Raw genomic sequence first — 23,985 nt, 5'->3', positions numbered from 1 at the left:
GTATCAGCCGGTCACGCGAAGTGACCGGCTGGCTCTGCGCCAACCTTGCTTGGTGCATTGACTTGCGCCCGCATCGATTTAGCTGTCGCTCCGCAGATGGAAGGGGCGACAATGGCGATCACGACGGAAAACAGAGCGGCGGCACAGCGCGGCCGCTGGGCGGTCGCCGCCATGTTCTGCACCAACGGCTTCATTGTCGGCAGCTGGGCGCCGCAGATTCCCCTGTTGCTGACACGGCTTGATATTCGTGAAGCCACGCTGGGCCTGCTGATCCTGGGCTTCGGCCTCGGCGCGCTGGTCGCCATGCCTTCCTGCGGACTTCTCATTCCCCGCTACGGGTCGCGAAAAGTCCTCACCGCCTTTGCCGTTGCCTGCACCGTCGGTTTGCTGATCGTCATTGCCATGCCGAGCGTCTGGCTGGCGGCCCCCGCCATGGTGCTGTTCGGCGCCTTGGTCGGCGGCATGGATGTCGCGATGAACACCAATGCGGTGGCCGTGGAGCGCAAGCTCGGCAAGGCCATCATGTCGGCCTCGCACGGCTTCTGGAGCCTGGGCGGTTTTGCTGGCGGCGGCTTGGGCGGCTTGACGATCCAGCGCTTCGGCACCCTGCCCCATGCCATTATGGTCACGCTCATCACCCTGATCGTGGTGTTCGCCGCGATCCGCTTTCTTGTCAGCGAGGAGCAGCCGGCACCGGAAGCCAAGACGCGAACCGGCTTCCCGCGCCAGCCCGCCATCTATATCGTCGGCCTCATCGCGCTGTTTGCCATGATCCCGGAAGGCGCGATCTTGGATTGGGCCGCGATCTACCTGCGCCAGGAACGCAGCGCCGATATCGCCACCGCCGGCTTTGCCTTTGCCGCCTTTTCCGCGACGATGGCGACGATGCGCTTTCTCGGCGACATCGTACGCAACCGCTTCGGCGCGGTGCTGACCTTGCGCGTATCGAGCCTGATCGCGGCACTCGGCATCATCGTGGCGGGTCTGTCGCCGACACCGTGGCTGGCTATCGCGGCCTTCGCCTTTGCTGGTTTCGGTCTCGCCAACATCATCCCAATCGCCTTTTCGGCAGCTGGCAACCAGCCCGGAATTTCGTCGGCTGCAGGCATGAGCGTGGTGTCGACGCTCGGCTATTCCGGCATCCTCGTCGCCCCGTCGTTTATTGGCTTTATCGGCCAGAGCACTGGCTTCGCGCCGATCTATCTCGCCCTGTCGGTGTTGCTGGTGATCGTGTTCTTTGCCGCCCGCTTCGCGGCCTCGGCCGACGGCGCGCAATCTGGTCACTGAAACCAGCCGGATACTGAACGGAAACAAAAAAGCCCGGCACCAAGGCCGGGCTTTTTCTTGGTCTGGGACTGGCTGCGCTTAAACGCGGCCCATCAGAACCAGGATCAGCAGCACCACCAGAATGACGCCGACGATGCCGGACGGGCCGTAACCCCAGCCACGCGAATGCGGCCAGCTTGGGATCGCGCCGATCAGGAGCAGCACGAGAATGATGATGAGGATGGTCGAAAGCGTCATCGCAGTTGCCTTTCACGAGACAGGATCAGATTGTGGCAAAAATGCGCAAGCGACCTATTGGTTCCCTCTAATATAACGGTGTCGTGAAGTAGGTGGCGAAGTTTCTTACTCAGCCGCCTTTGGATAGGGCAGCGATGGGCCGATCAGATCCTGGTCTGAAGTCGGGGCTACAACCTCCGTCCGGTTGCGGCGGAAGATCCGCGCGAACCAGCTTGGCTTCTTCGCCCGGTTGTGCTCGCGCGTGAAGATCATCAGCATCGATGGCGTCACCACTAGCGTCAAAGCCGTTGCAAATGTAAGGCCGTAGACGATGGCCGACGACAGCGCGATCCACCATTGCGTGGACGGCGCGTTGATCGTGATCTCGTGATGGAAGATTTCCAGGCCGAGGCCAAAGGCGATCGGCAGCACGCCGAGAATGGCCGAGGCCGCCGTCAGCACCACGGGACGCGCCCGCTCGCGGCAGGTCTGCAAAATCGCATCGCGCTTGTCCCAGCCTTCTTCGCGCAGCCGGTCATAGGTGTCGATCAGCACGATGTTGTTGTTCACGACAACGCCGGCCAGCGCGATGAAGCCGATGCCCGACATCACGATCACGAAGGTCTGCCCGGTCAAAAGGATGCCGAGCAGCGCGCCGATCACCGCCATCACGACGCAGGACAGCACCAGAAAGACGCTGGTGAACTTGTTGAACTGCGCAAGCAGCACGAGGAAGATCAGGAAGATTGCCGCGCCGAACGCGTTGACCAGGAACGCGCCGGCCTCCGCGCTGTCCTCATTTGAGCCGGCGAGCTTCCAGTCGACGCCGGGCTGCGCCATGTCGCCCACCACCTTGGCGACCGCCGCCTGCACTTCGGCCACCTGGAAGCCCGTGGCGACGTTGGCCTGCACGGTGATCGTGCGCTTGCCGTCGATGCGGTTGAGGATGCCGACGGTCGGCTCGGCCTTGCGGGTGACGAAATTCGAGATCGGCACCGAACCCTGCGCCGTCTCGATCCGCAGATCGTCGAGCGCCAGCAGCGTGCGGCGATCTTCAGGCAGGCGCAGCCGGATGTCGACCGCATCATCGGCGCCGGCCGGACGATAATCGGTGAGCTTCAGGCCGGTGGTGACGAGCTGCACCATCGTGCCCACCGAAATCGGCGAAATGCCGTATTGCGCAGCCTTGGCACGGTCGATCTCGAGCGCCCAGTCCACACCCGGAGGCGGCAGGCCGTTGGAAAGATCGATGACGCCGGGCACCTGAGCGACCGCATCGGCAACCTTCTGCGCATAGGCGTTCAGGCCGGTTGGATCGGCTGCCGAGAGCTGCACCTGCACCGCTTTGCCGGTAGCCGGACCGGCGTCGGGCACGCGCACCTCGACATCGACACCGGGAATGCCGGCCATGACCCCGCGCAGCTCGTCCAGGATTTCGTGCGCGGACTTGCGCTCGCGCCAATCGACGAACTCGTAGTTGATGACGCCGACGACGTCTTCCGGAACATCCTCGCCGCCGCGCGTCTTGCCGACCTTGGTCAGAACCGACTTGATACCGGGGAAGCCGAGCATCCGCTGTTCAGCGATGCGCGTTGCCGCGTCCATCTCTCCAAGCGAAAGATTGCCGCGTGCATGAACATAGAGCAGGCCGTAATCCGGCTCGACCGAGGGGAAGAACTCGACGCCGTTGCCGTACTTCACATAGGAATAAAGCCCACCGGACAGCAGCGCGACCGTGAGCACCAATGCAGTAATCGGGAAACGCACCGCCGTTTTCACGACGCTCATATAGAAGCCGTCGCGCCCTTCGTGGTGCTCTTCCTTCGGCGCCTTGCCGATGATTGCGCCGATGGCGGGCGCAAACAGAAGCGCATAGGCCATTGATGCTGCCAGCGTCACGATCAGCGTAATCGGCAGATATTTCATGAAGTCGCCGACAATGCCGGGCCAGAACAGCAGCGGCGAGAAGGCCGCGATGCGCGTCAGCGTCGCGGCGATCACCGGGCCGGACATGCGCTTAGCCGCTTCCTCGAAGGCCTGCACCCGGTGCACGCCTTCCGACATACGCCGCTCGGCATATTCGGTGACGATGATCGCGTCGTCGACCAGCATGCCGACCGCCAGGATCAGGCTGAACAGCACGATCATGTTGATCGTGTAGCCCATCAGCGCCAGCAGCAGGATGCCGATCAGGAAGGACGACGGGATCGACAGGCCGATCAGCAGAGAGGCGCGGCCGGACAGGGCATAGAGGATGACGATGAACACCAGGATGACCGCGATCATCACATGGTTCTGCAGGTCGTTCAGCAGCTGGTTGACGAAGGTGGACTTGTCTTGCGTGTAAGTCACCTGCAAGCCGGGCAGCGTTTTTTGGGTTTGGCTGACGAATTCGTCCGCCACCGCCTTCGAGCCCTCGATCGTCTCGACCACATTGGCGCCAATGCGCTTCTTGACCGCGATCGTGATGGCGCTCTTGCCATCGATCCGCGCGATCGTTTCGGCATCCTCGAAGGTCGAGCGCACGGTGGCCAGGTCGCGCACGCGCACAACGGCATTGGCGCTGGCGACAACCGGCAGGTTGGCGACGTCTTCCGGCGTTTCGATGAGCGCGGGAACCTTGACCGCGTATTTGCCTTCGCTGCCCTCGATGGCGCCGGCCGCAACCAGGCTGTTCGACTGGCCGATACCCTGGATCAACTGGTCGAGCCTTAAGCCGTAGGAACTCAGCCGCACCGGATCAATGATCGCCTCGACCATCTCGTCGCGCGAGCCCTGGATCTCGCCTTCCAGCACACCCGGCACCTCCTCGATGCGGTCGCGCAGGGTCTTGGCGGCGGTTGCCAGTGCACGCTCGGGGATGTCGCCCGACAGCGTGACGAAGACCACCGGAAATTCGGAAAGGTTGACCTCGTTGACCGTCGGCTCCTCGACGCCCGTCGGCAAATCGCGCTTGGCGTCCTGAACCTTGTTGCGCGTGTCGATCAGCGCATCGCCCAGATCGATCGACGGATCGAACTCGACGATCACGTTGGCGCCGCCCTGAAAGGCGTTTGACTTCATTTCCTTGAGCCCCTTGAGGCTCTTGAGCTGCGATTCGACCGGCCTGAGCAGCAGGCGCTCGGCGTCCTCCGGCGAGATGCCCTGATAGATCAGGCTCACATACATGATGGGGATCGCGACGTCCGGCTCGGCTTCCTTCGGCACGGCGCGGTAAGCCAGCGCGCCGGCGATCACCAGGAAGAGCAGGATCGACAGCGTCAGGCGGGCATTGCGGATGGCGATCGCTATGATGTCCATGGTCAGAGCGTCCCGCCTGTGCCTTCCGCCAGCTTCTGGAGCGTTGCGGCATCGGCTTCAACCGGGTTGACCGTGTCGCCTTCCGTTACGAGGTCCTGCCCTGCAACGATCACGCGCGCATCGGCCGGGATGCCGCCAAGCACGAGGCCGCTCGGCGTGTCGTCAACGAGGTCGATCGTGTGGAACGCGACCTTGTTGTTCGGGTCGATCGTGCGGATACCGAGTTCGCCGGTGCGCGAAAGCGTGACCACCGAGCGCGGCAAAACGACGGCCTCGGCGGGCTGGACGCGCAGCGTGATTTCCGAGGTCATGCCGGCGGGAATGGCGCCATCGCCATTGGGGATCGCGACCTCAATGCGGAAGGTCCGGGTCTGAGCCGACGACTCGCGACTGATATAGCGGATGCTGCCTTTCACCTCACCGCCATTGATGAGGTGGACATCGGCCTCCGCGCCTAGACGCAAGTAGGCGAGTTCGCGCTCGTTAACTTCACCAACCGAAAGGATCGGGTCGAGATTAAGCAGCGTCGCGACCTGGCCGCCTTGCGTCACCGAACTGCCGAGTTCGACATCCAGCCGGTCCACCACGCCGTCGAAGGGCGCACGCACTTCATTGCGCGACAGTTCCGCCTGCGCGGTTTCCAGCTGCGAGCGCGCTTGCGCCAGGGCTGCGCGCGACGCGTCGATCTGCAACCGCGCGAGATTGCCGGATTTGGCGAGGCTTTCGGATGCCTTGTTCTCCGCTTCGCGCTGCGCCAGAAGCGCGCGCGCCGTGTCCACGCCGGAGGTCTTTTCTTCCGCCGCAAGCCGAAGGATGAGATCGCCGGTCTTCACGGCCTGGCCCTGTTCCACCGGCAGTTCGTCGATGATCCCGCCCGCACGCGTGGCCAGCAGCGCGCGTTTGTTGGCTTCGGTCACGCCCGACATGCGCACGGCGCGCGCATGCATCACACGCGGCGGCACGACAACGGCCACGGTGCGCGGCGGGGCGACAGGCGCGTGCGCGGCCTGGTCGGCGCGGGTGGCCTCGGCTTCTTCCGCGGCCGAACCGACCGACGAGAACTCGCCCGTCGCCGTCCAGGCGGCAAAGCCGATCAGAACCGCGACCGCGGCCAGCTTGTGGAACCTGAACTTCGCCATACCGTGTCCGAAATGCTGCGGGCAGTCATCATGGCGGTGCCGCATCTGCCGCCGGATATTCAAGGACGTTTCCGCCCGGTCCGGTCCGACAGCAAAGAAGAGCTGTGCGTCATCCCCCGGCCCGGACGCTCAATAACCGGTTTTTGACTGGCAAAGAAGGCGGAATGATTGCAGCCGTCTTCCTTGGTTACTGAGCCGTCCAGCCACCATCCACGGAAATGGTGGTGCCGGTGATCTGCGCGGCTGCATCCGAGCACAGAAACACTGCCGTTCCCCCGATCTGCTCGACAGTCACGAACTGCTTGCTCGGCTGTTTCTGCAAAACGATGTCGCGCACCACCTCTTCCTTGCGCAGATGCGAATGGGTCGCAGCCAGGTCATCGATCTGCTTTTCTACCAGCGGCGTGCGCACGAAGCCGGGGCAGATCGCGTTGCAGGTGATGCCGCTGCCGGCAAGCTCCAACGCCACCGTCTTGGTGAAGCCGACAATGCCATGCTTGGCCGCCACATAGGCCGACTTGAAGGGCGACGCACGCAACCCATGCGCCGAAGCGATGTTGACGATGCGCCCCTCGCCCGCAGCCTTCATCAGCGGAATGGCTTTCGCCGACGTGTGGAAGGCCGATGACAGGTTGATCGCGATGATCGCATCCCAGCGCTCTTCGGGAAATTCCTCCACCGGCGCCACGAACTGGATGCCGGCATTGTTCACCAGCACGTCCAGCCGCCCGAACGCATCATGCGCGCGCTCCACCAACGCCCGGCACTCCGCGGGCTTCGACATGTCGGCGGCCAGATAGATCACGCGCACGCCTGTCTCGGCCGCGATCTCCTCAGCCAGCGCGTGATCGTCCGCGCGATCGGTGAAGGAGTTCAGCGCGATGTCATAGCCGGCCGCTGCCAGCTGACGCGCGATCGCCAGCCCTATTCCCGAATTCGATCCCGTCACGAGTGCGGCCTTGGCCATGCTTTTTCCTTCCAGGCTGAAAGTGTTTTCAGTGAGCAACCATGCTGCGATGATCCGCGCCGCCCCGCAATCCCTTGCGGCAAAGGGCGCACAGCGACGCGGCTTCTAACAATCACGTGACCTTTGCAGGGTGAAACAGGCCTTGTTCTTGACTTTCTAAACCATCATATTCCGCAAAGGCATGCTGGACGTCTCGCCAGCGGCGCCTCGGTTGATCCGCGACCGGACCCCGACGAGACAGAAGCAATAGAGGAAACAATGGCTGATATGCGTAATTATCAGACCCGCCCTGCCGGTTACGGTACGCAGGCCGACGCCGGTATCGACCAGGGTCTGCGCAGCTACATGCTGCGCGTTTACAATCTCATGGCACTGGGTCTTGCCATCACCGGCGTCGCCGCTCTGGCGATGGTGATGCTGACCACGACCAATGATCCGTCGCTGGCCGCGGCAACCCTGCCGAACGGCAAGATGCTGACCTCGCTGGGCGTTGCCGTTTATGGTTCGCCGCTGCGCTGGGTCGTGATGCTGGCCCCGCTTGCCGTCGTGTTCTTCCTGTCGTTCCGCATCGACAAGATGACGACTGGTGCGGCACAGGCAACCTTCTGGGGCTATGCGGCTCTGGTTGGCGTTTCGCTGTCCTCGATCTTCCTGGTCTACACGACCGGCAGCATCGTCCAGACCTTCTTCATCACCGCTGCCTCGTTCGGCGCGCTGTCGCTGTTCGGCTACACCACCAAGCGTGACCTCAGCGGCATGGGCTCGTTCCTGTTCATGGGCCTCATCGGCCTGATGATTGCGATGGTCGTCAACATCTTCCTGGGTTCGGGCATGCTGCAGTTCGTCATTTCGGCGGCTGGCGTCCTGATCTTCGCAGGCCTGACCGCCTATGACACCCAGCAGATCAAGGAAATGTACTGGGAAGGCGACGACACGCTGGTTGCCGGTCGCAAGGCGATCATGGGCGCCCTGCGTCTCTACCTCGACTTCATCAACATGTTCACCTTCCTGCTGCAGTTCATGGGCAACCGCGACTAAGCAGAAGCGAACCGATCCTCGAGAAGCCCCGGCAAAGCCGGGGCTTTTTTTTGTTTGATGGGGTCTTCGAAGGTTCTTTTTGCCGCAAACTGCTGAATGTGAGATCATCTTGCCTGTTCCGATGGCAAAATGAGGCGTAGGTCTGGGCGCAATCGTCCTGGCCCTGCGTTTTCAACGCCCGCGCGCGGACTGCTGGAGTTACCTCACATGCCCGTTTCTCATCCCGCTTCAGGCGCGGCCCGTCCGGTCGTCTTCAAACCGTTCTATGCAAGCTTCGGCTTCCAGGTCATCGCCGCCATGGTGGTCGGCATCCTGCTCGGCCTCCTTGCCCGCAACATGGGCAACAATCCGGCCGGCGATCCGAACTGGTTGGCGCAGACCCTGTCGACCATCGGTTCGATCTTCGTGCAGCTGCTGCGCGCGCTTGTCCCTCCGTTGATCTTCACGGCAATCGTCGCCTCGATCAGCAATCTGCGCCAGTTGTCCAATGCGGCAGCGCTGGTCTGGCAGACACTGCTCTGGTTCGCCATCACCGCGCTGATTGCCGTGGTGATCGGCATCGCGCTCGGCCTCATCATCCAGCCCGGCCTCAACACGCAGATCGCCGCTGAAGCCGCCAAGGCTCCGTCTTCCACCGGTTCGTGGATCGACTTCCTGAAGGGTCTAGTTCCCGCCAACATTCTCGGCCTTCAGGCTTCCACCAAGATCACGGATGGCAGCGCCACCACATCGCTGAACTTCAACGTCCTGCAGATCCTCGTCGTGTCGATCGCCGTCGGCGTTGCAGCACTCAAGGTCGGCGATGCGGCTGAGCCCTTCCTTGCCTTCAACCGCTCGCTGCTGGCGCTCACCCGCAAGATCCTGTGGTGGGTGATCCGTCTGACACCGATCGGCACGATCGGCCTGCTCGGCAACGCGGTCGCGCAATATGGCTGGCAGACCCTGTCGCAGCTCGGCTGGTTCTCGGCCGCCGTTTATATCGGCCTCGCAATCGTGCTGTTCGTGGTTTACCCGGTGATCCTGACCCTGCACGGCCTGTCGCCGGCCCGCTTCTTTGCCGGTGCATGGCCCGCCATCCAGCTCGCTTTCGTGTCGCGCTCCTCGATCGGCACGCTGCCGGTCACCGAAGCCGTGACCGAAAAGAGCCTCGGCGTGCCGCGCGAATATTCGGCCTTCGCGGTTCCGCTCGGCGCCACCACCAAGATGGACGGCTGTGCCGCGATCTATCCGGCCATCGCCGCGATCTTCGTTGCGCAGTTCTACGGCGTGCCGCTTTCGATCCAGGACTATTTCCTGATCGTCTTCGTGTCGGTGATCGGCTCGGCCGCAACTGCCGGCCTGACCGGTGCGGTGGTGATGCTGACGCTGACGCTCTCCACGCTCGGCCTGCCCCTTGCCGGCGTCGGCCTGCTTCTGGCGGTCGATCCGATCCTCGACATGGGCCGCACCGCCGTCAACGTCGCTGGCCAGGCGCTGATCCCGACCATCGTCTCCAAGCGCGCCGGAATCCTCAACCAGGCGCAATATGACAATGCCGGCGGTATTGACGCGCTGGACACGGATGCGGCACCACAGCCGGCGTAAGATCTTCGGGGCGGCCGTTTATCATGGCCGTCCCGGCTTCTACGCTGGGAGGGGACCATCGTTGCACAGCCTGAAACCACCATCCGCCCACTGACGGCGGCGGATGTCGACGCCTACCGCGCACTTCGCCTGGAAGCGCTCAATGACAGCCCGGAAGCCTTCAGCGCCAGTCCGGTCGATGAATCGACCCTGCGCGACCAAGACATGGCCGCACGCTGCGCACCTGCACTGCCTGGCCTGACGCTCGGCGCCTTCCAAAACGAAACCCTGATCGGCATGGCCGCCTATATCCCGAATGGCGGAATCAAGACGCGCCACAAGGCCAAGATGGTCAGCGTCTACCTCAAGCCGGATTGGCGCAAGAGCGGTCTTGGCCGCGCACTGGTCGAGGGCATCATCGCCCATGCGCGCGAGCAGCAGGTGATCCTGCAATGCAACGCCACCATGCACAACCTCCCCGCCCGCCGCCTCTACCACGCACTCGGCTTCGTACCCTTCGGGGTGGAGCGCGATGCGATGGTGATCGACGGCCGAGGCTTTGATGAAGAACTGCTGATGCTGGATTTGCGGCAGGAGGCTTCGGCGCAGTGATTAACGAGCGGACCTCGGGCATGCTCAAACTGTAGCACACCGAATGAAAAAGATTGCGCTTCATACGGAAATTCCGTATATCTTCGGTCATGACGGCGGATAGGTTCGATCCCACCAAGGACCTGAGTAATCGTGACAAGCACAACCTGCCGCTCGCTTTCGGCGACAGGATTTTCGAAGACGTTGACCACCTCATTATCCCTTCGATCCGCGAGATCGATGGTGAGGAGCGATTCAAGGTGATTGGATTTGTCGGAGAGAAGCTGTTCACCGGCGTCTTTGTTTGGCGGGGAGACCTTCCCCGCTTCATCTCGGTGAGAAGGAGCAACAAGGGTGAAGAAAGAGCCTATCACGCTAGCTGCTGAGCCAGCCGATGCCGAAGATTTTGACGTGACGGCCGAAGCGTTGGAGCGAGGCCAGCGCGCACGCCTGATCCGCACAACAAGGACGGGGCTTGGCTTGTCACAGTCTGAGTTCGCCAATCGCTTCCGGGTTCCTGTCGGTACGCTGCGCGATTGGGAGCAGGCGCGAACAACCGCGCCGGATTTCGCCATCGCCTATGTGCGCGTGATCGGCCAACATCCAGACATAGTGGCGAAGGCAGTTGCGTAATTGCTGTAAGCGGAGCGATGTCGCGCTCACTCGCTCGTAAACGTCGACTCTGCACGCAGGGCCTTCGCCATGACCCGGCTTTCGTTCAAGAGACGTGTATAGTCGCCGTTTGAGCCCTTCGTGATGGTACTGGTGATGGAAACGTCGTAGCCGCCAACCTGCGTGAAGGCGACAACTGAGCGGGTCTCGACCAAATGCTCGTCAGCCTGCGCGCGGGTGAACATCTTGACGTAAAGGATCTCGGGATCCTTGCTCCTCACGATCTCTGTCAGCGGCCCGGTCTCGAATGTCACGCCCGTTTCCATTTTCGGGATCAAGTCTTCTAGAGCCGCATTCACGTAGGACCCCTCAACATTCATGGCGCGGAACGCATTTTCCATGGATAACCGCGACTGATCCGGTGCAAGCGGACTTTTGACCAACTCTCCATTGGTCATGTTGTGGCTGTAGACTGAGATCCAGCGTGGCGTGATATCCGGTTGATCGGCCAAGTTCTCCAAGGCCAAGATCTCGCAGGGAAAGAACAGCGCTATCAGAAGGTTTCTAGTCTGCGCCATCTTCAGCCTGTTGTCCTCATAAACCTCGCCCACTATGCCGTCATCTTGAGGGTTAAGCTGGCACATGCCCTCCGGCGCAGGAATGCGAAAGTCGATGATCGGACGTTTGGCAGCAAAGCCGGCACCGCTCATCGTTGAAAGCGCAATGCAGAGTGCAAGGACAAGCGTCAGGCGCCGGTTCATACGCATTTCCTTTGTTTTCAGAGCCTACTTGTCAACCTGAGCCAATTACCGATCGAGCTCCGCCGATCCTAGCTTACGCATCTTTCCTTGGCGATCGACTCTGTCGTCAGCGGCTTCAGCCCCGACGTATCGACATGATAATCTCCCACCATGCTGAACCGCGTACCCCCCATGTCACGCCTGCCCTACTTCAAAGCGAACCAAGCCGGCATTCCACCAGTTGACAATGCCGGCGTAGTTTCAGCACGAACACCAGGTGACGGTCTCGCCGCCGTTTTTCGTTGAAGCAACGGCTATCGAGGCAGAAAGGCTTGGCTTGAATGGAAGCCCTCTTCGAAGAGATCGGTCATCCGACCGTCGTGCCGTTCCCGGTCTTGGCCGCCCGCATCCTCCTGGCTGCCATCCTCGGCGCCGTTATTGGCTTCGAGCGGGAATGGCGCAACCATTCGGCGGGCTTGCGCACCCACATCATGGTTTGTGTCGCCGCCGCGGTGTTCGGCATCCTCACCGTCGAGATCACGCTGTCTCCGGTGTTTGCCAACGCGCCGGTGCAGGTTGATCCGATCCGTGCCGTGGAAGCGGTGACGGCCGGCGTCGCCTTTCTCGCAGCCGGCCTGATCTGGGCCGGTCGCGGCAAAGTTCATGGCCTCACGACCGGTGCCGGCATGTGGCTCGCGGGCGCGATCGGTCTGTCCAGCGGTCTCGGTCTGTGGCAGATCGCGCTGCTCGCGACGTTTGTTGCCATCGTCATCCTCAGCGTCATCAATTCGCTCAGCAAGACGATCAGTGGCGGTGACACGGATGAGCCGCACGCCGGCGCGCAGAACGACCAGCCTTCCCCTGCGCGAGACGCCTCGAAGCCGAAGACGTGAAAGCCCAGGCTTCCGCTCGCGATTGCCGAGCCTTCCGAAGCTTGCTATGAGCCAGTGCATGGAAGCGCTGTTCGGCAAACCCGCCTATCGCCGTTTCACCCTGCAGGACCGCAAGCGTCTGCCGGGCCGCTTCTTTGCGCATGTCTGCGGCGCCTCCACGGCCCGACTTAGCTAGGTCGACATCCGTCGCCAGAGCCCTCCGGGGCATCCAGCCATTCACGACTTTTCACGGATCACGACCATGAGCGCACCGCGCACCCTGTACGACAAGATCTTTGACGACCACATCGTCGACCAACAGGACGATGGCACCTGCCTGCTTTATATCGACCGTCACCTCGTCCACGAAGTGACGAGCCCGCAGGCTTTCGAGGGTCTGCGCATGACCGGCCGCAAGGTCCGCCATCCCGAAAGAACGCTGGCCGTTGTCGATCACAACGTGTCCACCTCGCCCGAGCGCAAGTTCGGCATCAAGAACGAGGAAAGCCGTATCCAGGTGGAGGCGCTGGCCCGCAACACCGCCGAGTTCGGCGTCGAATACTATGATGCCGTCGATGTCCGCCAGGGCATCGTCCACATCGTCGGCCCGGAACAGGGCTTCACCCTGCCCGGCATGACCATCGTGTGCGGCGACAGCCACACTTCCACGCATGGCGCGTTCGGCGCTCTCGCTCATGGCATCGGAACCTCTGAGGTCGAGCATGTGCTGGCCACCCAGACGCTGATCCAGAAGAAGGCCAAGAACATGCTGGTGCGCGTCGATGGGCAGCTGCCCGAAGGCGTCACCGCCAAGGACATCATCCTGGCGATCATCGGCGAGATCGGCACGGCCGGCGGCACCGGCTACGTCATCGAATATGCTGGCGAAGCGATCCGCGCGCTGTCGATGGAAGGCCGCATGACCATCTGCAACATGTCGATCGAAGGCGGCGCGCGTGCCGGCCTCATCGCGCCGGACGAAACCACTTTCGCTTACGTCAAGGACAAGCCCCGTGCGCCAAAAGGTGCGAATTGGGACAAGGCCGTCGAATACTGGTCGACCCTGCAAACCGATGAGGGCGCGCATTTCGACAAGGTCGTCGTGCTCAACGCCGCCGCACTGCCGCCGATCGTGTCCTGGGGCTCTTCGCCTGAAGACGTCGTGTCCGTTGAAGGCGTGGTTCCCGATCCGGCTCAGATCGCGGACGAAAACAAGCGGACCTCCAAGGAGCGCGCGCTTCACTATATGGGCCTGACCGCCGGCACCAAGATCACCGACATCACACTCGACCGCGTCTTCATCGGCTCCTGCACCAATGGCCGCATCGAGGATCTGCGCGAAGTCGCCAAGGTCGTGGAAGGCCGCAAGGTCAACCCGAAGGTCAGCGCCATGATCGTTCCGGGCTCGGGTCTCGTGAAGGAACAGGCGGAAGCCGAGGGTCTCGACAAGATCTTCGTGGAAGCCGGTTTTGATTGGCGCGAGCCGGGCTGCTCCATGTGCCTTGCGATGAACGACGACCGGCTAAGCCCCTATGAGCGCTGCGCCTCGACCTCGAATCGAAATTTCGAGGGCCGCCAGGGCTTCAAGGGCCGCACCCATCTGGTGTCACCGGCCATGGCCGCGGCTGCCGCGATCGCCGGCCACTTCGTGGACATCCGCACCTTCAACTAAAGCCGGAAACGTCCGCCATATCGTAGAAAGAGCGCCCAAGTGGCGCTCTTTTTGTTTGTTCCGTGCTGCGACTTGCCCGTCCTGCGCTGCTACTTGGTGCCTTCGTCGCGCCGAATGAGCTCATGGAAGCTGTCGCGCTGGCCCGGCACATCTTCCGACACCACCAGCGCCAGCTCGGCTTCGTCGAACAGCTTGAACCACTCGTCCCACTCCACCAGCTCGATTCCGCCAGCATTAACAGGACGTTCGGCTTGGTCCGTGTCGAGATAGGCCTGCTGGTCGAATACCAGGCGCAGCATCGGCTGCGTGCCGGAGGCCGGCGAGATATCCACAACAGCCGGAGACCCCATTCGCGCCGCCGCCCAGTCTCGAATCGCTTCGTGATCGGTGAGAGTGATCGTATCGGCCATGCCTACGCTCCTTGTTTTCGTTGGTTTTTTAGGTGGCACATTCATGCCTCGCACCACAATGCACGGCTTCCGGTCGCGGTTCCGGAATGGCAGGAGGCAGCACTTCCATTAACCAACTCTTTTCCGCGGCACGATAAAGAGGACCAAACGGATTCCAGCGATGAGCGGCGGCGGCTTCATCCTTATCATCAATATGGCGGTCGCGGTCCTGGTGGCCGGGGCTTTCCTGTTCATGGCCGCCTACGACAACAAGGCCACCGCCCCGCGCTGGCTGGTTCTCAGCTGCGTTCTGGCGATCAGCTATGTCGGTCTGGAATTCGCGGTCGATCTGATCCCGGACGCCGAGTTCCTGGTTGTCGCGACCTATATGAGCCTTGCTTTCGGGCTCGCCTGCCTCACGGTCGGTCTGGCACGCACCTACCACCAGCCCGTTCCCTCATTCTGGATCGTCGGCCTGCTGTTCGTGGCGCTGGGAACGATCCTGATCCATGACGGCACGCCGCGGCTCTCCATTATGCCGATGGTCTTGTACCAGCTGCCTTATGCGCTGTTGCAGGGCCTGGCGGCGATCGTGGTGCTGCGCAGTTCGCAAAAGACAGCGCTCGATTACGGCCTTCTCACGGTGGTGTCCGCCACCGCAGCGCACTTCCTCGCCAAGCCTTTGATTGCTCTATGGATCGGCAATATCGGCGAAACGCCGAGCGCTTACATTTCCACCTCCTATGCGATCGTATCGCAGACGCTGAGCGCGATCTTCTTTCTCGCAATGGGGCTGATGATCATCATGGTCATGATGCGCAACACGCTTGGCGTCATGATGGTGAAGTCCGAAACCGATCCACTGTCCGGCGTCCTCAACCGGCGCGGCTTCGAGGAGCGCGCCGCACCGCTTCTGCATGTCTATCAGGGCTCGCGCGTGCCGCTTGCCATGATCCTGTGCGACCTCGACCACTTCAAGTCGGTCAACGACACCTACGGCCACGGCACAGGCGATCTGGTGATCGCGGGGTTTGCGCGCCAACTGACGCTGGCATCCAATGCCGGCCAGATCGTCGGGCGGGTCGGCGGCGAGGAATTTGCCATTCTCTATCCCGGCGCCAATCTGCCGATGGCCCGCATCTACGCGGAAGGCCTGCGCGGCAGCTTCGCCGCCCTCAGCATCCCCGGCGCGCCGCCCGGACGCACCTTCACCGCAAGCTTCGGCGTGGCGGAGCTACAGAAGGGGGAAACCGTCCACGCGCTGATGGCGCGGGCGGATACCGCCCTTTACCTCGCCAAGACGGCAGGACGCGATTGCGTGCGCATTGCGCCGGCCGTGGTGGATGGCGAGCAGGATCAAACGAATTTTCTGCAACACGGCTGATCCGTCGGCAGGATAGGCGGCTCAGTTCTGAACGGCAGCCAGCGTTTGCGCGCCGGTGACGAGCTTGTAGTCTTTGCGCTCTTCCGGCGAGAGGTAGTAGAGCGCCTGCGGCGGCGTATCGAGCGCATGCAGCCACAAAGCCGTATCCACGCCCATCTCGGTCAGGTATCGGCTGATCCGCGCCGTGGTTGCCTGAGCGCTGGAAAGTGCAGCTGCGGCATCATCGGAACTGCCGGGCGCCGCATAAAACTGATGCAGGCCGATCGCCGCCTTTGAACCGGCCGAACGTTCAACGCCGCCGGCAAACATCAAAGGGCAAGACGAGGCGCATAGCGCGCCATCCGGGATTTGCGTGGCAAAACCATGCTTTCGGATCAGCCGCCCCATGGCCATCGCATCTTCCAGCGAGCCGCCTGGAGAGTTGATCACCACGGTGATCGCGGCGTCGCCCTGAGCCCTCACCTCGTTGGCGAACGCTTCCGCACTGCCCTGGACGATGCGGCCGGTCAGGGTCAAACGCCCGCCATCTTCCAGCGCAAACCGCATATCGCCATCAAGCAAGGCCTCGTCGGTCGTGACGTCTCGGCGCGGATCGCTGCGGCTGTCGGAACCCGCATCCCGCACATCAGGCAGTGCCACGTCGCTTTTACCGAAAAGCGGCCAGAAGGCCGGCGAAATCAGGCCTCGCTGCGCAGCGACATCGCGCAGATCCAGTGCGAGCACGACGATCGCGCCGACAAGCAGGCCGCGTAGCGCCCACCGAACCGCCTCACCTGCATCGAACCGGCTAAGGTAGCGCAGCACCGGACTGCGCTCGCGAAGCGGCGCGCGATAGATGTCCTGCCGGCGGAGACCGAACGTGTTCATTGTCCGACCCTGCACTGCCACGAGCGGACGGCGCACAAGCCTGCGGAACGCTGAGCGCGCTTCTCCATTTGCTGAGAACAAGCCATGTTGAAAACCCAGATCGCCAGCTGCCGAAGCAGCACCCCGGGAAGTATGTTAACTGTTTTTTAACCAAAGTCACCCGCGCGGATGCGAGACTTGCTGGCGCGATTGACACACATGGTCACTTTGAGGATCAAAGACCGATGACCCAGATGCCGACGACCGACATCGCGCCGCTGCAGTTCCGCGATGCTTCGGAGCTAGCGCCGCTTCTTGCCGCCTATGCGCAAGCCCTGACGCGCGGCGCGCCGCGGCGGCCGGACAGCTACTATGCGGAGATGCTTCTGCAGGATCGCTCGGCGGAGGTGCTGGGCGCCCGCATCGACGACAGGCTGATCGGCTTCATGATCTTCACCGATCTGCCGGAGCCGGTGTCCGGCATGCGCTACGGAATGGCCGACCACATCTTCGTGGATCAGGATTTTCGCGGCCAGGGTATCGCCAAGGCCATGGTCGATGTTCTTGCAGACTTCGGCCACGAGCGAGGCTGGCGATACCTCATCCTCAACGCGCCGCGCCAACCGGAAGACGGCCGCAAACTCTATGAGCAGGTGGCGGCCCCGGCCGACTGGACGAGCTACGTCATCGACTTCAGCGCAAGGTAACCTTTCGCCACCCCGTTCGGCGTTGATCACCAATCACGGCGGCGGTAATCCTGCCGGTGATGGAAACGAATCAGAAGACCGGACGCCTCGTCCGGAACACGACGGTCCTGATTGCCTTGTCGATCCTGGCCGCCGCCTGCGTCGCGTCGGAAACGACCAACAATGCGAATACGGGCGGAGCCGAAGGCACCGCTGCACAGCCACGCATGGCGACCTATAGCTGTGGCGAAGACGGCTCCATTACCGTGGAAAACCTGGGCAGCGCCGTGCGGGTGCAGGGCACGGATGGCGCGTCCATCGACCTGCCCGCCGCGCCGCCGACGCAAAATGCGCGATTCGGCGGTTCCAACCAGGCCATCGTGCTGGAAGATGGCGAAGCGCTTTACATGGTTGCCGGCAAACCGACGCTGAGCTGCAAACGCTCCTGACAGGTCAAACACCAGCCTAATCGATTGAACGGACAGCAGAAACCTGGTCCGCCGACTGACCGACGCTAGATTCAAGTCAAACACCTGTTTGGGGCTTTGACGCGCTGCAAAAAGCTGATTAAGAGACCCGCAGCCAATGTCGCAATCCGTAGGGCCGGCGCCGGTTTTGTTCCGGCCAACACGGGTCCGAGCCGGGGGAGCCATGAGCCGATCAACTGCCGCGTCCAGACGGCCGCTTTCACCGCATCTTACCATCTATCGCTGGCCGATCACGATGACGCTGTCGATTGCGCATCGCATCACCGGCGGCGCGCTCTATTTCGGCACGCTTCTGGTTGCCTGGTGGCTGGTCGCCGCGGCGACTTCGCCAGACTGGTTCGACACGGCCAATGCCGTGATGGGATCAATCTTCGGAACGCTTGTTCTGCTCGGCTTCACCTGGGCGATGTTCCTCCATGCGGTCGGCGGCGTCCGCCACATGCTGTGGGACACGGGCGTCGCCATGGAAAAGCACGTGTCGCGACAAACGTCCTGGGCCTCGCTGATCGCATCCGTTGTTCTGACCGCGCTGACCTGGGTCGCGCTTTATCTGGTGCTTTGACATGGCAGACATGCGTACGCCCCTGAACAGGGTTCGCGGCCTCGGCTCCACCAAAAGCGGCACCAGCCATTTCTGGGCGGTGCGCGTTTCCTCCGCAGCCCTTCTGCCGCTGTCGCTGTTCGTGATCGGCCTGGTTGTTTCGCTTGCCGGCAGCAGCTTCGCTGAAGTGCGCGCAACACTCGGCCAGCCGCTCGTCTGGGTGCCGGTGATGCTGTTTATCCTGATCAGCCTGGAGCATATGCGCCTGGGCATGCAGGAAGTCGTTTCCGACTACATCCACAACGAACTGGTCAAAGTCACGCTGATGATGCTCAACAGCTTCTTCGTGGTGCTGGTAGGCGGAATTTGCGTGTTTTCTCTTCTCAAAATCGCATTCGGAGGCTGACGCGGCAATGGCGACAGCACAAACTGCTCCTGCTTATCAGTTCGTCGATCACAAGTTCGACGTGGTTGTCGTCGGTGCCGGCGGCGCCGGTCTTCGCGCCACGCTGGGCATGGCTGAACAGGGCCTGAAGACGGCCTGCATAACCAAGGTCTTCCCGACCCGCTCGCACACGGTTGCAGCCCAGGGCGGTATCGCCGCCTCGCTGCAGAATATGGGCGCCGACAGCTGGAAGTGGCACCTGTTCGACACCGTCAAGGGCTCCGACTGGCTCGGCGATGTCGACGCCATGGAATATCTGACACGTGAAGCGCCGGCTGCCGTTTACGAGCTGGAGCATTATGGCGTGCCCTTCTCGCGCACCGAAGAAGGCAAGATCTATCAGCGCCCCTTCGGCGGCCACATGATGAACTATGGCGACGGTCCGCCCGTGCAGCGCACTTGCGCCGCCGCCGACCGCACCGGCCACGCCATCCTGCACACGCTCTATGGCCAGTCGATCAAGCACAACGCGCAGTTCTTCATCGAATATTTTGCGCTCGACCTGATCATGGATCCGGACGGCACCTGCACGGGCGTGATTGCCTGGAACCTGGATGACGGCACGATCCACCGCTTCTCCGCCAAGATGGTGGTGCTGGCGACAGGCGGTTATGGCCGCGCTTATTTCTCGGCCACTTCAGCCCACACCTGCACCGGTGACGGCGGGGGCATGGTCGCACGCGCCGGTCTGCCCTTGCAGGACATGGAATTCGTGCAGTTCCATCCGACCGGCATCTACGGCGCGGGCTGCTTGATCACCGAAGGCGCACGTGGCGAAGGCGGTTATCTCGTCAATTCCGAAGGCGAGCGCTTCATGGAGCGCTATGCGCCATCGGCCAAGGATCTGGCCTCGCGCGATGTGGTCTCGCGCTGCATGACGCTGGAAATCCGCGACGGCCGCGGTGTGGGCAAGAACAAGGACCACATCTTCCTGCATCTTGACCATCTCGATCCGGCGGTGCTGCACGAGCGTCTGCCGGGCATTTCCGAAAGCGCGCAGATCTTTGCAGGCGTGGATGTCACGAAGGAGCCGATCCCGGTTCTGCCGACCGTTCACTACAATATGGGCGGCATTCCCACGAACTATTGGGGCGAAGTGCTGAACCCGACGCCGGAAAACCCGGACCGCGTCACACCGGGCCTGATGGCCGTCGGCGAAGCGGGCTGCGCATCCGTTCACGGCGCCAATCGCCTCGGCTCCAACTCGCTAATCGATCTCGTGGTGTTCGGTCGCGCCGCAGCGATCCGCGCCGGCCAGGTGATCGACCGCGAAGCGCCGATCCCCTCGCCGAACCAAGCCTCGGTCGACAAGATCATGGCCCGCTTCGACCGCCTGCGTTACGCTAACGGTTCGTCGCCGACGGCCAAGCTGCGTGAAAAGATGCAGCGCGCGATGCAGGAAGACGCCGCCGTGTTCCGCACGCAGGAGTCGCTCGAAAACGGCTGCCAGCGCATTTCCGCGATCTGGAAGGAACTGCCGGACATCAAGGTCAGCGACCGTTCGATGATCTGGAATTCCGATCTGGTGGAAACGCTCGAGTTGGAAAACCTGATGGCCAACGCCATATGCACGGTCTATGGCGCCGAAGCCCGCAAGGAAAGCCGTGGCGCCCATGCACGCGAAGACTTCTCTTCGCGCGATGACGTCAACTGGCGCGTTCACACGCTGTCGCATCTCGATCCTGACGGCACCGTCACCCTGTCCTACCGCCCGGTTCACACCGAACCGCTGCTGAAGGAAGAAGACGGCGGCATCAGCCTCGCCAAGATCGCGCCCAAGGCGCGCGTCTATTGATCGGAGAAGGTCATGGTTGAACTCACCCTTCCCAAGAACTCGAAGATCCGCACGGGCAAGACCTGGCCGAAGCCGGAAGGCGCGACCAATCTGCGCGAATACAAGATCTATCGCTGGTCGCCGGATGACGGAGAGACCCCGTCGATCGATACCTATTTCGTCGATACCGATGATTGCGGCCCGATGGTTCTGGATGCGCTGTTGTGGATCAAGGACAAGGTTGATCCGACCCTGACCCTGCGCCGCTCTTGCCGCGAAGGCATTTGCGGCTCCTGCGCCATGAACATCGACGGCACGAACACGCTGGCCTGCACCAAGGGGTCCGACGACATTTCAGGTGCCGTGAAGATCTATCCGCTGCCGCATATGCCGGTGGTCAAGGATCTCGTGCCGGACCTGACGGTTCCTTACGCGCAGCTCACCTCGATCGAGCCTTACCTCAAGACGGTTTCGCCCGAGCCCGCCAAGGAATGGCTGCAAAGCCATGAGGACCGCCAGAAACTCGATGGTCTCTACGAGTGTATCCTGTGCTTCTGCTGCCAAACCTCGTGCCCGAGCTATTGGTGGAACGGCGACCGCTATCTAGGTCCCGCCGTGCTGCTACAGGCCTATCGCTGGCTGATCGATAGCCGCGACGAAGCCACTGGCGAGCGCTTGGACAATCTCGAAGACCCTTTCCGGCTTTATCGCTGCCACACCATCATGAACTGCGCGCAAACCTGCCCGAAGGGTCTCAACCCCGCCAAGGCGATTGCCGAAATCAAGAAGATGATGGTCGAACGCCACGTTTGACCGGCTTGATTGCCGACAGACCCCAAGATCATGAAGCGCCGGCATAGTCCGGCGCTTTTCAGTTCCGGCGGCATCTGCTAGGGAGGCCGTAACAACGGGTACGCTCTCCGTAAACGAAGGGAGTTTCATCATGGACAAATTCACCAAGCTGACCGGCGTCGCTGCACCGCTGCCGATCGTCAATGTCGATACGGACATGATCATCCCCAAGGACTACCTCAAGACCATTGAGCGCACCGGCCTCAAGAAGGGCCTGTTCGCGGAAATGCGCTTCAACGAGGACGGTTCGGAAAACCCGGACTTCGTGCTGAACAAGCCAGCCTATCGCAGCGCGCAGATCCTGGTTGCCGGCGACAATTTTGGCTGCGGCTCCTCGCGCGAGCACGCGCCTTGGGCGCTGCTCGACTTCGGCATTCGCTGCGTGATTTCCACCAGCTTCGCCGACATCTTCTACAACAACTGCTTCAAGAACGGCATTCTGCCGATCACCGTCAGCCCGGAAAACCTGGAAAAGCTGCTGGACGACGCCTCGCGTGGCGCCAACGCCACGCTGACGATCGACCTCGAAGCCAAAACGATCAGCGGCCCGGATGGCGGCACGATCACCTTCGACCTCGACGACTTCAAGCGCTACTGCCTGCTGAACGGCTTGGACGACATCGGCCTGACGCTGGAGAAAGCGTCTTCGATCTCGGCGTTTGAGCAGCAGAACGCTGCCGCTCGGCCTTGGGCTTGAGGCGGTAAGGCTATTCGATCAGGCGCAGCCCAAGATGCTGCGCCATCGGCTTAAAATCACGATCCTCGGTGAGAAGTGCGTAGCCGCGATCCATGCAGTAGGTTGCGATCATCACGTCGATGGGTGAGCGGATCGTGATGCCGCGTTGGCGCAAATGCCGGTAGTTGTGCGCAGCCTGCCTCGCCAATTCTTCCCCGACCATGTCGGCCAGTTCGAATTGCAGCAGGATAGTCTCAATTCCGTCAGCTTCAGTGTCGGTTCGGCAACCTTGAAGGACTTCCATCAGGATAAGGTCGCCTACCAGAATGTCCGATGACCTAAGCTGCCGCCGCAGCATGCTGGTTTTGGGCGTCACGACTTTCCTGAGTTGATTGATCCAGACCGAGCTATCAACAACGATCACTGATCACCATCTTCATGAAAGCCATGTTCAGGGTTGGCGCCACGGCGCATCGCGTCAAGGTCGCCCTCCCAGTCGGGCACGGCGCCCCAAAGATCATCAAGCGCCTTTCGCCTCTTCGCATCAAGAACCCACTCGCGAAGTGCCGTTTCAACTGCCGCCTTCTTGGTGGGAAAACCACCTGCTTTCATAGCTTCAGCCATCAAGGCATCGTCGATGTCGATGTTGGTCCGCACAGCCGCACCTCGTGTGTATAGATCATGATCTATATACACACCGACGCGTATGAACTCAAGCCTGGCTCACCAGAGTTCCCTTGCATCACTCCCTCTCGCCCATTAGCAAACTCGGAGCATTTCACAAGAGCCGAGGACTTCTCCCATGACGCACAAGCTTCTTCTTCTCGCCGGCGACGGCATCGGTCCCGAGGCTATGGCCGAGGTCAAGAAGCTCATTGCCGTCATGAACGAGAACGGCGCTTCGTTTGTAACGGAAGAAGGCTTGGTCGGCGGCTGCGCTTATGATGCGCATGGTGCCGCTATCTCCGACGCGGATATGGCGAAGGCCACAGCTGCCGATGCGGTTCTGTTCGGCGCGGTCGGCGGGCCGAAGTGGGATGGCGTGCCCTATGATGTTCGCCCGGAAGCCGGCCTTTTGCGGCTGCGCAAGGATCTCGAACTCTTCGCCAATCTGCGCCCGGCGATCTGCTATCCCGCGCTCGCCTCTTCCTCGTCGCTCAAGCAGGACGTCATCGAGGGCCTCGACATCTTGATCCTGCGCGAATTGACCGGCGGCGTGTATTTCGGCGAGCCCAAGCAGATCACTGATCTCGGCAACGGCCAGAAGCGGGCCGTCGATACCCAGGTCTACGACACCTATGAGATCGAGCGCATCGCGGCCATGGCCTTCGAACTGGCCCGGACGCGCAACAACCATGTGACCTCCATGGAAAAGCGCAACGTCATGAAGTCGGGCGTGTTGTGGAACGAGGTCGTGACCGCCACCCACAAGGCCTATAGCGACGTGAAGCTCGATCACATGCTGGCCGATGCCGGCGGTATGCAGCTGGTGCGTTGGCCCAAGCAGTTCGATGTGATCGTGACCGACAACCTGTTCGGCGACATGCTGTCGGACGTGGCCGCCATGCTGACCGGCTCGCTCGGCATGCTGCCTTCCGCTTCGCTTGGCGCGCCGGACGCCAAGACCGGCAAGCGCAAGGCGTTGTATGAGCCCGTGCATGGCTCTGCCCCCGATATTGCCGGCAAGGGCATCGCCAATCCGATCGCCATGATCGCATCCTTCGCCATGTGCCTGCGCTATTCCTTCGACATGGTGGTGGAAGCCGACCGCCTGGAAGCCGCCATCGCCGCCGTGCTGGCAGACGGTCTGCGCACAAAGGACATCATGTCCGACGGCATGCGCGAGGTCGGCACGGTTGAAATGGGCGACGCGATCATCGCGAAGTACCGCGAAGCGGCCTGATCGA

General features: G+C 62.0%; 27 protein-coding genes. 18 read left to right on the top strand and 9 right to left on the bottom strand.

Annotated elements, in window-relative coordinates:
- The first annotated feature begins 111 nt into the window (after positions 1–111).
- Positions 112–1,287, top strand: a complete 1,176-nt coding sequence (locus IE166_RS14240) for an MFS transporter (protein ID WP_189504907.1) — start codon at positions 112–114, stop codon at positions 1,285–1,287.
- Positions 1,288–1,365: 78 nt separating this feature from the next.
- On the opposite strand, the gene IE166_RS14235 is transcribed toward IE166_RS14240, so the two are convergent.
- The 4 genes from IE166_RS14235 to IE166_RS14220 form a co-directional block, all read right to left on the bottom strand.
- A complete protein-coding gene (locus IE166_RS14235) occupies positions 1,366–1,524 on the bottom strand; it encodes a DUF3309 family protein (protein WP_189504904.1) in 159 nt (52 codons plus the stop codon).
- A 105-nt stretch (positions 1,525–1,629) separates the two neighbouring features.
- Positions 1,630–4,803, bottom strand: a complete 3,174-nt coding sequence (locus tag IE166_RS14230; RefSeq protein ID WP_189504902.1) for an efflux RND transporter permease subunit — start codon at positions 4,801–4,803, stop codon at positions 1,630–1,632.
- A gap of 2 nt (positions 4,804–4,805) precedes the next feature.
- Entirely contained in the window at positions 4,806–5,942 is a 1,137-nt protein-coding gene (locus IE166_RS14225; protein WP_189504900.1) for an efflux RND transporter periplasmic adaptor subunit, read from the bottom strand.
- A gap of 187 nt (positions 5,943–6,129) precedes the next feature.
- Positions 6,130–6,924 (bottom strand): 3-hydroxybutyrate dehydrogenase, encoded by a 795-nt coding sequence (locus IE166_RS14220; protein ID WP_385966345.1) that lies wholly within the window; start codon positions 6,922–6,924, stop codon positions 6,130–6,132.
- A 243-nt stretch (positions 6,925–7,167) separates the two neighbouring features.
- Here IE166_RS14220 and IE166_RS14215 point away from each other — a divergent pair, with 243 nt between their 5' ends.
- The 5 genes from IE166_RS14215 (at position 7,168) to IE166_RS14195 (ending at position 10,734) form a co-directional block, all read left to right on the top strand.
- A complete protein-coding gene (locus IE166_RS14215; RefSeq protein ID WP_189504895.1) occupies positions 7,168–7,947 on the top strand; it encodes a Bax inhibitor-1/YccA family protein in 780 nt (259 codons plus the stop codon).
- Between the two features lie 207 nt (positions 7,948–8,154).
- Positions 8,155–9,531: a dicarboxylate/amino acid:cation symporter gene (locus IE166_RS14210; protein WP_189504893.1), complete on the top strand. Its 1,377-nt coding sequence runs from the start codon at positions 8,155–8,157 to the stop codon at positions 9,529–9,531.
- Positions 9,532–9,588: 57 nt separating this feature from the next.
- On the top strand, positions 9,589–10,122 hold the full coding sequence (locus IE166_RS14205; RefSeq protein ID WP_189506002.1) for a GNAT family N-acetyltransferase: 534 nt from the start codon (positions 9,589–9,591) through the stop codon (positions 10,120–10,122).
- A gap of 89 nt (positions 10,123–10,211) precedes the next feature.
- On the top strand, positions 10,212–10,487 hold the full coding sequence (locus tag IE166_RS14200) for a BrnT family toxin (RefSeq protein ID WP_189504891.1): 276 nt from the start codon (positions 10,212–10,214) through the stop codon (positions 10,485–10,487).
- Complete coding sequence (locus IE166_RS14195; RefSeq protein ID WP_189504889.1) at positions 10,456–10,734, top strand: helix-turn-helix domain-containing protein; 279 nt, start codon at positions 10,456–10,458, stop codon at positions 10,732–10,734. Before IE166_RS14200 ends, IE166_RS14195 begins: the two co-directional genes overlap by 32 nt.
- Positions 10,735–10,760: 26 nt before the next feature.
- On the opposite strand, the gene IE166_RS14190 is transcribed toward IE166_RS14195, so the two are convergent.
- Positions 10,761–11,474 carry a hypothetical protein gene (locus tag IE166_RS14190; protein WP_189504887.1) on the bottom strand — a complete coding sequence of 238 codons (714 nt, stop codon included), beginning with the start codon at positions 11,472–11,474 and terminating at the stop codon, positions 10,761–10,763.
- Between the two features lie 320 nt (positions 11,475–11,794).
- Between IE166_RS14190 and IE166_RS14185 the strand changes: the two genes are divergently transcribed.
- The 3 genes from IE166_RS14185 (at position 11,795) to leuC (ending at position 13,997) form a co-directional block, all read left to right on the top strand.
- On the top strand, positions 11,795–12,346 hold the full coding sequence (locus IE166_RS14185) for an MgtC/SapB family protein (RefSeq protein ID WP_189504885.1): 552 nt from the start codon (positions 11,795–11,797) through the stop codon (positions 12,344–12,346).
- 46 nt (positions 12,347–12,392) lie between these two features.
- Positions 12,393–12,521, top strand: coding sequence for a hypothetical protein (locus IE166_RS20825; RefSeq protein ID WP_280514885.1), 129 nt, complete (start codon positions 12,393–12,395; stop codon positions 12,519–12,521).
- 66 nt (positions 12,522–12,587) lie between these two features.
- Positions 12,588–13,997 carry a 3-isopropylmalate dehydratase large subunit gene (gene leuC / locus IE166_RS14180; RefSeq protein ID WP_189504883.1) on the top strand — a complete coding sequence of 470 codons (1,410 nt, stop codon included), beginning with the start codon at positions 12,588–12,590 and terminating at the stop codon, positions 13,995–13,997.
- An 89-nt stretch (positions 13,998–14,086) separates the two neighbouring features.
- Here the strand turns inward: leuC and IE166_RS14175 are convergent, their stop codons facing one another.
- Complete coding sequence (locus IE166_RS14175; protein ID WP_189504881.1) at positions 14,087–14,407, bottom strand: hypothetical protein; 321 nt, start codon at positions 14,405–14,407, stop codon at positions 14,087–14,089.
- Positions 14,408–14,567: 160 nt separating this feature from the next.
- Between IE166_RS14175 and IE166_RS14170 the strand changes: the two genes are divergently transcribed.
- On the top strand, positions 14,568–15,770 hold the full coding sequence (locus IE166_RS14170; RefSeq protein WP_189504879.1) for a GGDEF domain-containing protein: 1,203 nt from the start codon (positions 14,568–14,570) through the stop codon (positions 15,768–15,770).
- 21 nt (positions 15,771–15,791) lie between these two features.
- Here the strand turns inward: IE166_RS14170 and IE166_RS14165 are convergent, their stop codons facing one another.
- Complete coding sequence (locus IE166_RS14165) at positions 15,792–16,637, bottom strand: COG3904 family protein (RefSeq protein WP_244641475.1); 846 nt, start codon at positions 16,635–16,637, stop codon at positions 15,792–15,794.
- 224 nt (positions 16,638–16,861) lie between these two features.
- Between IE166_RS14165 and IE166_RS14160 the strand changes: the two genes are divergently transcribed.
- The 7 genes from IE166_RS14160 to leuD all read left to right on the top strand — a co-directional run bounded on the left by IE166_RS14160 (position 16,862) and on the right by leuD (position 22,099).
- Positions 16,862–17,323: a GNAT family N-acetyltransferase gene (locus tag IE166_RS14160; protein WP_189504877.1), complete on the top strand. Its 462-nt coding sequence runs from the start codon at positions 16,862–16,864 to the stop codon at positions 17,321–17,323.
- Positions 17,324–17,382: 59 nt separating this feature from the next.
- A complete protein-coding gene (locus IE166_RS14155; RefSeq protein WP_189504875.1) occupies positions 17,383–17,751 on the top strand; it encodes a hypothetical protein in 369 nt (122 codons plus the stop codon).
- Positions 17,752–17,953: 202 nt separating this feature from the next.
- Positions 17,954–18,352 carry a succinate dehydrogenase, cytochrome b556 subunit gene (sdhC, locus tag IE166_RS14150; protein ID WP_189504873.1) on the top strand — a complete coding sequence of 133 codons (399 nt, stop codon included), beginning with the start codon at positions 17,954–17,956 and terminating at the stop codon, positions 18,350–18,352.
- A 1-nt stretch (position 18,353) separates the two neighbouring features.
- Complete coding sequence (gene sdhD, locus IE166_RS14145) at positions 18,354–18,737, top strand: succinate dehydrogenase, hydrophobic membrane anchor protein (RefSeq protein ID WP_189504871.1); 384 nt, start codon at positions 18,354–18,356, stop codon at positions 18,735–18,737.
- 7 nt (positions 18,738–18,744) lie between these two features.
- Positions 18,745–20,571, top strand: coding sequence for a succinate dehydrogenase flavoprotein subunit (gene sdhA / locus IE166_RS14140; protein WP_189504869.1), 1,827 nt, complete (start codon positions 18,745–18,747; stop codon positions 20,569–20,571).
- Positions 20,572–20,583: 12 nt separating this feature from the next.
- On the top strand, positions 20,584–21,363 hold the full coding sequence (locus IE166_RS14135) for a succinate dehydrogenase iron-sulfur subunit (protein ID WP_189504867.1): 780 nt from the start codon (positions 20,584–20,586) through the stop codon (positions 21,361–21,363).
- Positions 21,364–21,493: 130 nt separating this feature from the next.
- Positions 21,494–22,099: a 3-isopropylmalate dehydratase small subunit gene (leuD, locus tag IE166_RS14130; RefSeq protein ID WP_189504865.1), complete on the top strand. Its 606-nt coding sequence runs from the start codon at positions 21,494–21,496 to the stop codon at positions 22,097–22,099.
- 10 nt (positions 22,100–22,109) lie between these two features.
- Here the strand turns inward: leuD and vapC are convergent, their stop codons facing one another.
- Positions 22,110–22,502: a type II toxin-antitoxin system VapC family toxin gene (gene vapC, locus IE166_RS14125; protein ID WP_189504863.1), complete on the bottom strand. Its 393-nt coding sequence runs from the start codon at positions 22,500–22,502 to the stop codon at positions 22,110–22,112.
- Positions 22,499–22,735, bottom strand: coding sequence for a type II toxin-antitoxin system VapB family antitoxin (locus IE166_RS14120; protein WP_189504861.1), 237 nt, complete (start codon positions 22,733–22,735; stop codon positions 22,499–22,501). Before IE166_RS14120 ends, vapC begins: the two co-directional genes overlap by 4 nt.
- A 145-nt stretch (positions 22,736–22,880) precedes the next feature.
- On the opposite strand from IE166_RS14120, the gene leuB reads away from it, so the two are divergent.
- Entirely contained in the window at positions 22,881–23,981 is a 1,101-nt protein-coding gene (gene leuB, locus IE166_RS14115) for a 3-isopropylmalate dehydrogenase (RefSeq protein WP_189504848.1), read from the top strand.
- The last annotated feature ends 4 nt before the right edge of the window (positions 23,982–23,985 follow it).

The organism is Tianweitania populi, assembly GCF_014652875.1.
GTDB classification, from domain to species: domain Bacteria; phylum Pseudomonadota; class Alphaproteobacteria; order Rhizobiales; family Rhizobiaceae; genus Tianweitania; species Tianweitania populi.
Note: the sequence above shows the minus strand (reverse complement) of the source record. Positions and strands in the feature narration are given on the sequence as shown.